Consider the following 13,793-nt stretch of genomic DNA (forward strand, 5'->3'; position numbering starts at 1 on the left):
ACTGTCCTTTATAAAGAAGATGAAACTCTTACCGAATCGCGGCGGAACCGGCTGGCCATATACTGCCGTATACGCTGCTCATACTCTTTTACCTTAGCCGGGTCTACAAATACGGCACTGTTACTTTTCGTGGGATTGGCAGCCTGAGGCTTTTTCCACCCAATCATAACTAACATCACTGTATCTAGCTTCACTTTATTTTCAGCAACCGATACGATCTCTCCTACTTCCACCTTCTCTATTTCAGGGAAAATCAGCTTGAGTTCACGGCTGGCGCTGACGGGCGTGTAGGAATTGGCAAGTCGCATCAAACTGTCGGCACGTTGGCTTTGCAGCTTCTGAATCTCGATCGTTCTCAGAAAATCCTGGGTCAGGTTATTGGTAAGATCAGAAGCCATGCGGCGCACATCCTCGGCTGACACGTCGAGCTGCACCAGCTTAACCTGGTGTTTGGGAAGTGAATTGTTGATTAGGAGTGTGTTGTAGTGCGCAATGAGGCTGTCATTCACAGGATTTCCGACGCTGTAGATCTTGATTGTGCTGAGCGAATCGGTATCCGTCACTTCCCATTTTATGATCTCATTATTTCGATTAGCGAAATCGCGCACAATCAGGTTCTCGATTTTCTTTTTGGTCTGTACGCTCTGGTAAATGTTGTAGAGGAAATAGGCGCTCGGTGATACCACGATGAATAGCACGACCGCCATGATACGCGCCACACGCCGCTCTGTGGCTTTGTCAACGTAATGCTTGGTGTCAAACTTCAGGTACTTTACGATCAGGAAAGTTGCCAGACTTATAAAGACGGCGTTGATAAAGAAGAGGTAGAAGCCACCGAAAAAGAAATCAAAACGCCCCAGTGCGAGCCCGTAGCCCGCCGTGCACAGCGGCGGCATCAGCGCGGTGGCGATGGCCACACCAGGTATAGCGTTCGATTTATCGGACCTCGAGATAGAGACGATACCTGCCACACCTCCAAAGAAAGCCACCATCACGTCGAGCAAGGTTGGTTTGGTACGGGCCAACAGTTCATTTGTAGGCTCACCGAGCGGTGTGATCATGAAGTAAAACGTACTCACAATCAGGCCAGCTGCTGCTGCGATAGACAGGTTTTTGACGGATGCCCACAACATTTCACGGTCGTTGATACCCACCGCCAACCCTAGTCCCAGAATAGGTGACATGAGTGGCGAAATAAGCATGGCTCCGATAATGACGGCTCCTGAGCCTGTATCCAGACCGATTGAGGCCAACATGGCAGAGCAGATCAGCATCCAGGTGTTGTTGCCACGCACCGGAATCTTATCGTAGATTTCGCGTATCGTGCCTGGCTCATCGGTTTCATGGATGATATTGAACACACTGCCCAGAACCCTCTTAATCGAATCAAAAATCATAAACAGGAATTAGCAATTCCTGTAAAAATAACTTTTTCCAGCTTAAGTCCCCAATTATAAGCTGAGCTTCGGCAGTGATCGGGGCAGCAAGATGCTCTTGTTCAGAGTATCTATCATGTGGTTTATCTTCTCCCGGTCTCCCACATTCTGCACGGTATCATCTGCATCAGCTATAATTAAGAGTGCCTCCGAAGTTATCGACTGCAATCTTTTGGGATGTGACTTTGCTGCCAGGCATAGGTTTTTGAGCAGGTTTAACAGGCGCAGCAAAATAACAGGATCCTCCCTGCCGTATACCCTGATTGGCCCCAAACACAGGCTGAGCAGTTCCGTAAAGCTAACTTCGTCCAGACGCAGACGCAGCACATTTTCCTTGTCATGAAATATTTTCTCGTCGGTGAGCCGCATCCGGACAATCAAAAGATCAGTCAGATAGTCTATTGCTTTTATGGCGGTGCCGGGGTCGTTAATGCTGGGACTAAGCGCCTTCACCGCGCTTTCGGTGATTTGCTTAAAGCCATAGAGGTAATTTATCTCCGCCATTTCTTCCTGATAATAGCTCACCTGGGTGTTAAGCTCATCGCAAAAAGCCTCCTTATCTTTTAATTGCCCGGCCACCTTGGCAAATGGCAGGCCTTTGATCACGAAATAGCCGAGTGGCTGCAAGAACTCCAGCACCACATCATGCTCCCTGCAAAGTTCGACGACAGCGTTTTTGTTTACTTTTTGCAGGTAACCGCTTCTGCTGCTGTCGAGTAGTTGCCAGTTGCCGATTTCAAAAATGGCCGGTAGCTCTTTCCCTTCGTCCTGTTCCAGTTCTTTGTGCAGCTTGTTCAGTGTCAGTTTATAGATACCCTCGAGCATGCTGCCAATTTGGATTGCAGTTGAAATGGAATGAATAAAATAAACAAAAAAGGCCAGGCAAAGGATCGTGAAGCACATCGCCATGAACACAGCCAGCCCCGGCAGGTCGGTGTCATAGTGTTCAGAGCGCACATTCACCATCACCACCAAGGTATAGATCAAGGTTCCCAGGAATAAGCCCAGCACTTTCTGGTTTGACTTAGATGTTATGAGACCCGGAATAACCCGGGGCGAGAAGTTGGCGCTGGCCTGGTTGAGCACCAACATTACCATCGTAAAACTGAAAACGATCAGCGAGAACACCCCTGTGGCAATCGAGCTCAGGATCATGTTGGCGGTTTCGCCATGACTGATGATGAAAAAAGGGAGTTCGTCTTCGAGTGCTTTACTGATGCCCCTGGTCTCGAAATAGATCATTAAAACCGCAATACCGAAAAAGAGTAGAGAAATTAATGTGGGGTAAAAGCCAATGCTGGTATAGACGAACTGAATAACAAGCTTCAGCCGGCTTATAATTCTCTTCATAAAATAGGGGCGTGATCAAACTGCTTCTGTTTACTGGCAGCTTCAGGTATAGGTTGTAAAAACAAAAAGCCGGCAGCTATGGGCTACCGGCTCCTGATCATAAATTGGTTGAACTATTCGAATGCCATCTTAGTGAGGCTTGCTTCCCAACTCATCATTTTGAGCAGGTATAGCCGCAGCACCGGCGTCTCATGAAGTGCTTTTCGTACTGCTTCCTTCTTTATTTTGATCAATTGTGTTGGTTCCAGCGTAAAGGCCGTGAAACTGTAGGTATCATGCAGCAGGTCGGTGATTCCTAGCAGGAAGTCGGGAGGGGCAACTATCTGCTCGTCTATACCTGTCGTGTTATGCGAAACGGCTACGCTACCCTGCGTAACCAGGTATAAATATGCAACTTCCTCCCCTTGTCTGAAAATGCATTGCCCAGGCTCCAGGCTCTCCGCCTCTCCCTCGATCATGCCTCTGTTTATAAAATCCCTTACTGCCATACCTGAAAGTAAATTATTGGATGGTAACCTGCAGTTGCACCTGCGCCTGTTTGCTTTTGCAGTTTGCACAACAGCCGGAGCATGGCTTTTTCTTGATCTGCCTGTAAGTCAACAGCGGTATGCGTGTGTGGAAGGCCATAGTTTTCATGTAGTTGGTGCTGAAGAGGCGCTCCAGCAGGTAGTTGTCCTGCGTGGCCAGTATCAGCAGATCTGCCGAAGCTTCTTCCGAAAACTCACTGATTCCCTCCAGCATATCTTCTTCTTCCAGCAATCTGAAGGCTACTTTCCGTCCTTTCAACTGCTTTTCAAGTTCCAGCATAGCCGCTTTGTAAGCACACAATTCAGATCGTTTCTCTTCACTGTATACCTGCACGAGCGTTAACTTAGTTTTCAGCTGATGCGCCAGATCCGCTATCTGGAAAAGTACCCGTTGGTCCTGATCTGTGAAGTCAGTTGCAAATACCAGGTTTTTTAGTTTTCTATACCTGACATTGGCTGGTAGCACCATCACCGGGCAAGAAACGAGGCCCATGATGACTGCGGCCAGCTCTGCTGCTTCACCCGTTAGGCCTGTGTTGGCGCGTGCACCAGCATCCATTAACACCAAGTCGATCTGATAATCCTGCACCACACTCTGGATGCTATCATGAATCTGACCCGGGCGTACTACACAATCGAAAGGCGCGGCTACCTGAGCGGCCTTATATTCGCGGCTAAAAACACGTTCAGCAAAAGAGCGAAGCTTCTGAATGCAGCTACTTTGCTGTGTAAAAGTCAGGTCGGCCGTTTTGCAGGCATGGAACAGGTATAGCTCCGCACCCAGCGCCTGGGCCAGCTGCCCGGCATAGTACAGCAGGTCCTCACCCGTTTCATTCAGATCGAGCGGAACCAGGATGCGTTTAATCTGCGATGGCGTTGTCATAGTAGTCATGGTTAGTATCGTAAAGGTATAGGTATACTGGTCAGGCTGCAGTGAGCTGCATCACCTGAAAAAGTGACTTTTAACAGTATTGCCTTTTGGTTTATTCCGGCTTCGAGCAGCAGCTCATTTCGGTTGTATGCTGTGCCGTATGTACTACTTTGGGGCTCAGGTAAGGTATACCCAGGCCAAGTCCGCGCATAATGAACAACACTGCCAGTGCCATGCCCACATAAGGCACAGCCCGGTTAAACATGCCCCGCACCTTTAGGCTGATGAGCTTGCCCGAAAGCGAGACAATATACATAAGCGGGAAAGTACCCAGCCCGAAGAGCGCCATGTACAGCATGGCACCGCCTATACCTGGCGCACTGATGGCGCCGGCCAGCGCAATGTAAACGAATCCGCAGGGAAGCAGACCGTTGAGCATGCCTACCATGAAAAGTGAACCCATGGAGTTTTTCTGAAAGTAATAGCCCAGTTTTTTGCGTACCCAACCCATTACTTTGTCGGTTCCCAGCATGTTGGAAGCCTTACCTTTAAAAGCTGCCGGCAAAACCAGCAATAAAAGGATCAGCACACCAGATACAATGGAAACGGTTTGTTGCAGACCCGCCATTTCAAGTGACTGGCCAAAGGCGCCTGCGATTGCGCCCAACGATGCGTAGGTAACGATGCGACCACCATTGTACAGGAGCCGGCCGACGTAGTAACGCCAGCCGGTACTCCCGACAAATGGTAGCGCCATTGCTATAGGGCCGCACATCCCGACACAATGGAAACTGCCTAATAAGCCAAATAAGAATCCTGCCCAGATCATGGCCTTATTTTATTTGAACTGTTTTCTCTGAATAATATGCCTCTGCCCCATCGCTGAAGTTCACACGAACTTTCCAGAGACCTTTTTCCAGGTCCCCCACGTCAATAAGCTGGCTCTTGTCCCGGCCAAGTTGTAAAGGCAACTGCTTGTCCAGTTTATCGTCCGATGGTCGGAACAGGGTGATCGTGCCGCTCAGGTTTTTATCCTGATAAGTAGCCGGTACCTGCAGCAGGATATTGCCTGCTTCTTCGTTGTATTGCAGCATCACATCGCCCAGGGCCTGTGTGCGGCGCACCCGGTCGATCTGATCCTGGTAGGCGATCTCCTGGGCGTAATAGTCTTTACTCACGAGGTCTACATCCTGGTTCATGGCCTGTACCACAAAATAGATGATGTAGGCCATGAAGGAGGCCAGCCCAATGAGGATGGCATAAGGCCAGAAGGTAAATTTTTTATTTTTATCAGTTTTCATGATGAATGTGCTTGATTGGTTGCTTCTAATATAAGCTGTCTTTACTTGGCAGGGGCCAGAAACTTTGTGTCCTGTGTCGTGATGAGTTCATCATCGTGGTACACTCCGATCTCTATTTCGGCGTTCATACCTGTTAACTGATTTTGCGGTATCTCTGCGAAGAACACCCCATCTGCCTTGCCCTGCGCCGGTAGTACCAGCTCGCTGCCCACCATCTGGATTGTTCCATCTGTATTGTGCAGTTTCAGGGTTAGCGGCATATCGGTGTTGGTCTTGTTGATCACCGAAATGTTGTAGAGGTTCTTCACTGTGCCCTGCTCAGTTTTCTGATAGAGCTGTCCTGGTGTGCGCAGTATGGTGGCCTGGGCATCGTCTCTTGTTAATAGCAGCGTTGTGAGGGCAACCAAAAGGAGCATCAGCACGGCACTGTAACCCATAACACGTGGCGTGAAAAGCTTCCACTGACGACCCTCTGCAATGGCTTCTTCGGAATCGTAGCGAATCAGGCCTTCCGGCTTGTCGATCATGCGCATGATGTCGTTGCAGGCATCGATACAGGCTGTGCAGTTGATACATTCCAGTTGCTGCGCGCCGTTGCGGATGTCTATACCTGTCGGGCAAACCTGCACGCACTGATGACAGTCGATGCAGTCACCATCGGTACGCTCCTGCCCCTTGCGCAGCTTACCACGCGGCTCCCCACGACCATAGTCATAAGCTACTGTCAGACTTTTCTTGTCGAGCATCACCCCTTGCAGACGGCCATAAGGGCAAACGATCGTACATACCTGCTCACGGAAGTAAGCAAATACCCAGTAGAATACGCCTGTGAAAGCCACCAGAGAGCCAAAGCCGGCCATATGGTTGATAGGGCCTTCTGCAATTATTTTCTTCAGTTCATCTATACCTATTATATAGGCCAAGAACAAGTTGGAGATCAGAAAAGAGATCAACAGGAAAATGGCTGTCTTGGAGCTCTTCTTCAGGATCTTTTCTGTGTTCCAGGGCATTTTGTTCAGTGCCCGTTGCTTGGTATAATCACCCTCAATCAGGTACTCGATGCGACGGAAAACCATTTCAAGGAAGATAGTCTGCGGACAAACCCAGCCACAAAATAGCCTGCCGTATATCACGGTAAACAGGATGATGAAGACCACCATTGCCAGGAAAGCCAGTACCAGAATAAAGAAGTCCTGAGGCCAGAAGAGGATGCCGAAGATAACAAACTTGCGCTCCACGATGTTGAGCATCAGCAGCGGCAGCCCATTGATTTTGATGAAAGGCCCTATAAACAGCAGTGTCAGCAAGCCATAGCTCACCCATTTCCTGTAGTCGTAGAGTTTGCCTTTTGGTTTTTTAGGGTATACCCATACCCTTTTTCCATGCTCGTCAATAGTCGAGATGTGATCGCGGAATTCGTCCGGAGCGGTGTGTGATTTAATTGCCATGGCAGTTTAATTTGTGCGGATATTAATCCTGCCTCTAAAGATAAAATTGGTAGCCAGAAACTGCTTTGTGCTGCTCTTTGCTGATACAAAATTCCTTATTTGCGGACTGTAAAAAGATGACCAATGTCATTCTTCCAGGTGATTGTCATCAGTAATACCTTAAAACACAAAAGGCAGACATTCTTTCGAATGCCTGCCTCTCATATAGGGAGGGTTAAAGTTTATTCTTTCTCGCCTTGTGCCTCTTTGCCATTAGGCGGGTTGCTGCCTTGCAATGACAGGATGTAGCTACTCACTTCCAGCATCTGATCTTTGGTCAGTTTGCCTTGCCAAGGCACCATACCTTTGCTTGGCACACCAAATTTCACGGTTTTGAAAATATCGTTCACATCACCGCCGTGCAGCCAGTATTCGTCTGTCAGGTTAGGACCAACGGTACCTTCACCGGCCTGGCCGTGGCAGGCGGCGCAGTTCTGTATGTAGAGTGCCTTGCCTGACTCCAGTGCAGCGGCATCTGTCAGCACTTCGTAATCAGTCACTGCATTCGGGTCTTCCACGTTCTGGGCGGCAATAAGAGCTGCTTGGGCCATTTCAGTTTCATACTCCTCTAGCTGCAGCGCACCGGTGCGGAACACGTGGTAGTGTAGCATATAACCCACAGCAAACAAAATGGATGCGTAGAACATATACTTCCACCAAGGCGGCAGGTCGTTGTCGTACTCTTGTATACCGTCGAAATCGTGGGTAGAGTGAATCTCATCTTTTGCCTTACCCGTCATAACAGAGGCATCACCACTCATTAGCGCGTATACACGACCTGAGAAAGTAGAATGGAATTCTTCATCCTTTAGTGAATCGCCCATCATCGGAACGATCACTCGGAAGAGCATAATCAGCACGATAACAATCAGCAGGATGATCAGACCAACCAGACCGTAGATAAAGTGTACGATTGGTGGCAGGTCCATGAAAGCAACATCCTGCACTGCAGCCGGTGCAGCCGCTTCAGCCGTGCTCGTGGCTACTGGTTCTTCTGCTACGGCAGGTGCTGCGGCACTGGCTTCTTTTATGTAGGCTACCACATGGTTGATGTCGTCGTCTGAGAGGGATCCCTCAAAAGCCGGCATCGGCATTTTGTTGAACTTCTCGAACACAGCTACGGCATCCGCATCACCTGACTGAACGAGTTCCTGCGAGTTTTTGATGAACTTATGCAGCCATTCATCGCCACGGCGCTCATGCACATCTTTCAGGGCTGGTCCTACCACGTCAGCATCTATGCTATGGCAGACGGCGCAGTTTCCATCAAAGATAGTCTTGCCCTGCACCGCGTCCTGCGCAAACGCCGGGGCGCCCGTCATCAGAACAAAGCCGGCCGCCAGGGCCAGTTGTTTCAGTTTTAGCATGGGAGATTTCATTGTCTGTTCCCTCCTATTGTTTCGTCTTGATCATCATCTGAGCAGGCGAAGCTACTCATGTTGCTCACATACTTCTTGTCCATCAAGGCTACATAGATCAGCAGCCCCAGGAAGAACAAAAAGAAGATAGTAAATGAAATGAGCGGGTATATTTCAATGCCTTCTATGGCTTGTAACACGTTCTTGTACATTGTCTTAGGCTTTTTCGACGTCAGACTTTGTGACAAAGGACTTCCGAGTTGCTCTTCTGTCCTTTGCCATAGAGCCTTATGTCAGGTTTACTATTCTTCTACTTCTTCAGCTTTCACCTTAATGTCGGTACCCAGACGCTGCAGGTAGGCGATCACGGCCACAATTTCGGTTTCAGGACGCACTTCCAGACCTTCTTTAGCCAAGTCGGCGCTAATCTCGCGGGCCTGCTTCATCAGTTCCTCGTTCGCGTTGGCAATGTACTCGTCCTCGTAAGGCACGCCCAGTTGCTTCAGCACTTCAAGTTTCTTCTGTGTTGTGGTCAGGTCCACATCCTGCTCAAACAGCCATGGGTAAGCCGGCATAATAGAGCCTGGCGACATGGAAGTTGGGTCGAGCATGTGGTGGTAGTGCCAGCTGTGCGGATACTTACCGCCGACCCTATGAAGATCCGGACCGGTACGCTTGGAGCCCCACAGGAAGTTGTGATCATACACGAATTCACCTGCTTTAGAGTACTCACCGTAGCGTTCAGTTTCCGATCTGAACGGACGAACCATTTGTGTATGGCAGTTCACACAACCTTCTTTGATGTAGAGGTCACGCCCCTGTAATTCCAGTGAGGTATAAGGCTTCACGCTGGCAATGGTCGGTACGTTGGACTTGATCACGAAGGCAGGTATAAACTCTACCAGACCGCCGATCAGGATGGCTATAGTTGCCCATATCGCCATTTGCATCGGACGTTTTTCGATCCAGCTGTGCCAGTGACCAGCGTTGTGGCTCACTTCTTTCACAATAGGAGGAGCTACTGCAGCCTCGTTTGCCTCCAAAGCACCAGACTTCGCTGTCTTGTACAGGTTATAGATCATCAGGAATACGCCGCTCAGGTATAGCAATCCGCCTACACCACGCAGGTAGTACATCGGAACGATCTGAAGAACAGTCTCCAGGAAGTTAGAGTACTGCAAAGTGCCTTCCGGAGTGAACTGTTTCCACATCAGACCCTGGGTGAAACCAGCCCAGTACATAGGTATAGCGTAGAACAGGATACCGAGTGTGCCCAGCCAGAAGTGCGCGTTGGCAAGCTTCTTAGAGTGTAGTTTTGTTTTGTACAGGCGTGGGAACAACCAGTACAGCATCGCGAATGTCAGGAAGCCGTTCCAGCCCAGGGCACCTACGTGCACGTGTGCTACGATCCAGTCAGTAAAGTGGGCAATGGCATTTACGTTCTTCAGCGACAGCATCGGTCCTTCGAAAGTAGCCATACCGTAAGCGGTGATCGCTACTACCATGAACTTCAATACCGGCTCTTCACGCACCTTGTCCCAGGCACCACGTAATGTTAGCAGACCGTTGATCATACCACCCCAGCTTGGAGCGAGCAGCATGATGGAGAATACAACACCCAGTGACTGTGCCCAGTCAGGCAATGAGGTATAGAGCAAGTGGTGAGGACCAGCCCAGATGTAGATGAAGATCAGCGACCAGAAGTGGATGATAGAAAGTCGGTATGAATATAACGGACGGTTCGCAGCCTTTGGCAGGAAGTAGTACATCAGGCCCAGGAACGGTGTTGTCAGGAAGAACGCAACCGCGTTGTGGCCATACCACCACTGCACCAGCGCATCCTGCACCCCGGCGTAGCCAGAGTAGCTTTTCCACATGGTAACTGGCAGTTCGTAAGAGTTAACAATGTGCAGTACCGCTACAGTCAGAAAAGTGGCAATGTAAAACCAGATGGCTACGTACATGTGCTTTTCGCGACGTTTGGCAAGGGTACCGAACATGTTCCAGCCGAATACCACCCATATTAATGTAATAGCAATATCGATCGGCCACTCCAGCTCGGCATACTCTTTTGAGGTTGTCATGCCCAGCGGAAGCGTGATAACAGCGGCGACAATAATCAGCTGCCAGCCCCAGAAATTCAGTCTACTTAGTACATCGCTGTACATGCGCGACTTACAGAGGCGCTGCAATGAGTAGTACACACCCATAAAGATGGCATTACCCACGAAGGCAAAAATGACCGCATTGGTGTGCAGTGGCCTGATACGGCCGAAAGTTGTGTATTGGTTACCCATGTTCACATCGGGGTTGGCAAGCTGGAACGCGATCAGGGTACCGATAATCATACCGGCTACGCCCCAAAACACGGTAGCAATACCAAAGTCGCGAACGATCTTGTTGTCGTAGAAGAAGGATTCTGAACCCCCGGTGTCCTCGCCTACCCGCTTCGGGTTCGGCTCTAAGACGGTTCCTACATTAGTTGACATGTGCGGTGTCCTCCATTGGTTAAGGTGTGTTGTGAATTACTGTTTGTTTGCTTGTTAATCATGTGCAAAATTGATAAATCAGCCTCTCCGAAAAGATGACTAATGTCACTCTTCCAGGTGATTGTCATCAGTAATCAGAGCGACTTACTGCTGTTTCTGGGCTATTTTGTCGTTTTTAGGTGCGCCGCCCACCTCGTTCTCGAAAAGCATGCGAACGGCTGGCGTATAGTCATCGTCGTACTGACCGGAGCGCACGGCCCACAGGAAAGCGGCCAGAAAAGCAGCTGCTACTAGCACACTGATGGATATGAGAATGAAAATGATATACATGGCGTTTTTTGGTTTTAGAGTGTTGGTGATTGAGTGAGTGAATTAGCGAATGTGTGAATGAGTGATTGAGTGACTGTTTATACATGAGAATATTATTCACTCATTCGCTCAACCATTAACTCACTCAATTATTAAAGTCCCGCTTTCTTAGCAGCATACCTGACAGAGAGCGTTGCAAAAGTCATCACGCTAAGCGTACTGATCGGCATCAGAATAGCTGAAACAATAGGTGTGAACAGCCCCATCACAGCCATGGTGAGGCCCACCACGTTGTAAACCAGCGACACTGCGAAAGTCAGCAGGATCAGCGACATGGTCTTTTTAGAGAAGTTCAAGAAAGTGCTCAGTTTATCGAATGACTCTGCATCCAGAATAGCGTCGCAGGACGGTGAGAAGTTGGTGACGCTGTTGCTCAGGGCTATACCTGCATCACTCTGCTTCAGTGCGCCGGCATCGTTCAGGCCATCTCCCACCATTAGTACCTGGTGTTGGCCCTGCTCTTTCAATTTCTGAATGTACTCCAGTTTCTGAACAGGCGACTGGTTGAAGTTTAGTTCGGCTTCGTTCCCAAGCAATTCACGCAGCCTTGCCGCCTCGTGGTCGTTGTCGCCCGAGAGTACCGCGATTTTCTTGTCTTTCAGATCCCCTAGCACTTTGTTAAGGCCGTCGCGGTACACATTAAAGAAGGTATAGTAACCCAGCAACACGCCGTCTATAGACACATAAACAGTTGTTTTGAGCGTGTCGTTTTGCTTATCGGCAGGTACGCCTAGGTATGCGGCAGAACCTACGCGCACCAGCATACCATTTACTTCGCCTACCAGTCCTTTGCCAGTATATTCCTGAAAGCCTGTAACCGTAGCTGTGCTTCCCTTCATGGCCTCGCTGATGCGCTGGCTGAGCGGGTGCGTCGAGTGACGTAGTACTGAAAGTATAGCTTGTGATTGATCTTGAGAAAGGGCTTTACCTGTGTATGTTACCTCAGCTTCGCTTGGTTCTGTCAGTGTGCCGGTTTTGTCAAACACCACGGTGTCGATTTTGGCCAGCCTTTCTACAACGCCAGTGTTTTTGAGGTAGAATTTGTTTCGTCCGAACACACGCATGGTATGGCCATGCACAAAAGGCGTGGCCAGCGACAAGGCACAAGGGCAGGCAATGATCAGCACAGATGTAAAGGCCTTCATGGCGATGTCCATGTCGCGCGGCACCCAGTAAATGAGCGCTCCGGCTGCCACCAGCAGGGTCACAATGATAAAGTATTTGCCCGCAATGTTGGAGTAGGTATGGAGGTACTGTGCTTCGTTTTTGGAGAATACAGTGTCGTTCCACAGTTGTGTCAGGTAGCCTTGCGACACCTCTTTTACGACCTCCAGCTCGATGCTTTCACCTACCTGGCGCCCACCGGCATAGATCACCTCGCCTACCACTTTTTCTACCGGCTCCGACTCACCAGACACAAAGCTGTAGTCGATCATGGCGCGTCCGTGCAGCAGGATGGCATCGGCAGGTATAAGTTCCTGGTTTCTAATCCGGATACGGTCTCCTACCTGAAGGTTTCGTACAGCTGTAGAGGATTCTTCCCCGTCTTCTTTCAGCACCGTAATCGATACCGGGAAATAAGAGGTATAGTCCCGGTCAAATGCGAGGGTGTCGTAGGTGCGTTGCTGAAAGTATTTACCGATCAGCATAAAGAATACCAGACCCGTGAACGAATCAAGGTAGCCTGGACCGCGACCGGTAAGGATATCAAACAGGGATACAAAGAAGAGCGCCAGCAGACCGGTGGAGATAGGCAGGTCGATGTTGACCATGCGCTGCCTGATGCCTTCCCACGCCGACGTAAAGAAACCACGGGCGCTGTAGAAGAACACAGGTATAGACAGGATGATGCTCAGGTACCCGAAGAAGGAGCCGAAGTTATTTTGCAGGCCCTTAGTAAAGTCCAGGTAATCAGGGAAGGCTAGTAGCATCACGTTACCGAACGCGAAACCAGCTATACCTAGTTTATAGATAAGGGCGCGGCTTCTCTTGGTGGTTTTCTTGCCGTCGGTGTCAGCGAGTGTGATGGCAGGCTCGTACCCGATGCGGGTCAGCAGCTCTACTACTTCACGCAAAGAGGTCTTTTCGTGAAGGTATGTAAGGGCCACCTCCTTGCGCATGAAGTTCACTGTTGTTTCGGCTATACCTGGGTTCAGCTTAAACAGGTTCTCCAGCAGCCAGATACAGGAGCTGCAGTGCATCTGAGGTATGTAAAACGTCAGTTTGCAGATTTTATCGCTGCGGAAGTTGATCAGCTGGGCCTCCACACCTGGATCGTCCAGATACGCAAAGCGAGCTTCTGAAACAGGTTTTTTGCCGGTCAGGCCCGGGCTTTCTTCCAGGTTATAGTAAGTGCAGAGGTTGTTTTCTTCGAGAAGTTCATAAACGGCTTTACACCCATCGCAGCAGAAAGCTTTTTCGTGCGCTACAATGGGCTCGTCACCACAGGAATCCCCGCAGTGGTAGCAGTTCTGAATATTGGTTTGGAGTGCGGCTTCCATCACAATTATCCTTTATTAATGTCTGTGACAAAGGTAATTGGATCGTAAAGCCTAAAAGATGATGTATGTCACTTTCTGAACTGATATACCTCAGTGCATAGCCT

Annotated in this window: 12 protein-coding genes; all 12 read right to left on the bottom strand. The window is 49.5% G+C overall.

Going from position 1 to position 13,793, the window contains the following annotated elements; translation table 11 throughout:
- Positions 1 to 8: 8 nt before the first annotated feature.
- The 12 genes from L1278_RS18735 to L1278_RS18790 all read right to left on the bottom strand — a co-directional run bounded on the left by L1278_RS18735 (position 9) and on the right by L1278_RS18790 (position 13,689).
- Positions 9 to 1,397 carry a TIGR00341 family protein gene (locus L1278_RS18735; protein ID WP_253406556.1) on the bottom strand — a complete coding sequence of 463 codons (1,389 nt, stop codon included), beginning with the start codon at positions 1,395 to 1,397 and terminating at the stop codon, positions 9 to 11.
- A 54-nt stretch (positions 1,398 to 1,451) separates the two neighbouring features.
- Complete coding sequence (locus L1278_RS18740; protein WP_253406557.1) at positions 1,452 to 2,786, bottom strand: DUF2254 domain-containing protein; 1,335 nt, start codon at positions 2,784 to 2,786, stop codon at positions 1,452 to 1,454.
- A 113-nt stretch (positions 2,787 to 2,899) separates the two neighbouring features.
- Positions 2,900 to 3,274 carry a Crp/Fnr family transcriptional regulator gene (locus tag L1278_RS18745; protein ID WP_253406558.1) on the bottom strand — a complete coding sequence of 125 codons (375 nt, stop codon included), beginning with the start codon at positions 3,272 to 3,274 and terminating at the stop codon, positions 2,900 to 2,902.
- Positions 3,275 to 3,287: 13 nt separating this feature from the next.
- Entirely contained in the window at positions 3,288 to 4,196 is a 909-nt protein-coding gene (locus tag L1278_RS18750; RefSeq protein ID WP_253406559.1) for a universal stress protein, read from the bottom strand.
- A gap of 100 nt (positions 4,197 to 4,296) precedes the next feature.
- Entirely contained in the window at positions 4,297 to 5,013 is a 717-nt protein-coding gene (locus tag L1278_RS18755) for a sulfite exporter TauE/SafE family protein (RefSeq protein WP_220627463.1), read from the bottom strand.
- Positions 5,014 to 5,017: 4 nt separating this feature from the next.
- Positions 5,018 to 5,485 carry a FixH family protein gene (locus L1278_RS18760; RefSeq protein ID WP_253406561.1) on the bottom strand — a complete coding sequence of 156 codons (468 nt, stop codon included), beginning with the start codon at positions 5,483 to 5,485 and terminating at the stop codon, positions 5,018 to 5,020.
- A 41-nt stretch (positions 5,486 to 5,526) separates the two neighbouring features.
- Positions 5,527 to 6,933: a cytochrome c oxidase accessory protein CcoG gene (gene ccoG / locus L1278_RS18765; protein ID WP_253406562.1), complete on the bottom strand. Its 1,407-nt coding sequence runs from the start codon at positions 6,931 to 6,933 to the stop codon at positions 5,527 to 5,529.
- Between the two features lie 221 nt (positions 6,934 to 7,154).
- Positions 7,155 to 8,339, bottom strand: coding sequence for a c-type cytochrome (locus L1278_RS18770; protein ID WP_253406563.1), 1,185 nt, complete (start codon positions 8,337 to 8,339; stop codon positions 7,155 to 7,157).
- 8 nt (positions 8,340 to 8,347) lie between these two features.
- Entirely contained in the window at positions 8,348 to 8,542 is a 195-nt protein-coding gene (locus L1278_RS18775; protein WP_220627467.1) for a hypothetical protein, read from the bottom strand.
- Between the two features lie 90 nt (positions 8,543 to 8,632).
- A complete protein-coding gene (gene ccoN, locus L1278_RS18780; protein WP_253406564.1) occupies positions 8,633 to 10,819 on the bottom strand; it encodes a cytochrome-c oxidase, cbb3-type subunit I in 2,187 nt (728 codons plus the stop codon).
- Positions 10,820 to 10,963: 144 nt separating this feature from the next.
- Positions 10,964 to 11,149, bottom strand: coding sequence for a cbb3-type cytochrome oxidase assembly protein CcoS (ccoS, locus tag L1278_RS18785; RefSeq protein ID WP_220627469.1), 186 nt, complete (start codon positions 11,147 to 11,149; stop codon positions 10,964 to 10,966).
- A 131-nt stretch (positions 11,150 to 11,280) separates the two neighbouring features.
- Entirely contained in the window at positions 11,281 to 13,689 is a 2,409-nt protein-coding gene (locus tag L1278_RS18790) for a heavy metal translocating P-type ATPase metal-binding domain-containing protein (RefSeq protein WP_253406565.1), read from the bottom strand.
- Between the last annotated feature and the right edge of the window lie 104 nt (positions 13,690 to 13,793).

The organism is Pontibacter sp. HSC-36F09, assembly GCF_024171605.1.
Taxonomy (GTDB): domain Bacteria; phylum Bacteroidota; class Bacteroidia; order Cytophagales; family Hymenobacteraceae; genus Pontibacter.

Excerpts from the sequence above, each read along its gene's own strand:
- L1278_RS18735 (WP_253406556.1), bottom strand. The coding sequence starts at position 1,397 with ATGATTTTTGATTCGATTAAGAGGGTTCTGGGCAGTGTGTTCAATATC.
- L1278_RS18740 (WP_253406557.1), bottom strand. The coding sequence starts at position 2,786 with ATGAAGAGAATTATAAGCCGGCTGAAGCTTGTTATTCAGTTCGTCTAT.
- L1278_RS18745 (WP_253406558.1), bottom strand. The coding sequence starts at position 3,274 with ATGGCAGTAAGGGATTTTATAAACAGAGGCATGATCGAGGGAGAGGCG.
- L1278_RS18750 (WP_253406559.1), bottom strand. The coding sequence starts at position 4,196 with ATGACAACGCCATCGCAGATTAAACGCATCCTGGTTCCGCTCGATCTG.
- L1278_RS18755 (WP_220627463.1), bottom strand. The coding sequence starts at position 5,013 with ATGATCTGGGCAGGATTCTTATTTGGCTTATTAGGCAGTTTCCATTGT.
- L1278_RS18760 (WP_253406561.1), bottom strand. The coding sequence starts at position 5,485 with ATGAAAACTGATAAAAATAAAAAATTTACCTTCTGGCCTTATGCCATC.
- ccoG (WP_253406562.1), bottom strand. The coding sequence starts at position 6,933 with ATGGCAATTAAATCACACACCGCTCCGGACGAATTCCGCGATCACATC.
- L1278_RS18770 (WP_253406563.1), bottom strand. The coding sequence starts at position 8,339 with ATGCTAAAACTGAAACAACTGGCCCTGGCGGCCGGCTTTGTTCTGATG.
- L1278_RS18775 (WP_220627467.1), bottom strand. The coding sequence starts at position 8,542 with ATGTACAAGAACGTGTTACAAGCCATAGAAGGCATTGAAATATACCCG.
- ccoN (WP_253406564.1), bottom strand. The coding sequence starts at position 10,819 with ATGTCAACTAATGTAGGAACCGTCTTAGAGCCGAACCCGAAGCGGGTA.
- ccoS (WP_220627469.1), bottom strand. The coding sequence starts at position 11,149 with ATGTATATCATTTTCATTCTCATATCCATCAGTGTGCTAGTAGCAGCT.
- L1278_RS18790 (WP_253406565.1), bottom strand. The coding sequence starts at position 13,689 with ATGGAAGCCGCACTCCAAACCAATATTCAGAACTGCTACCACTGCGGG.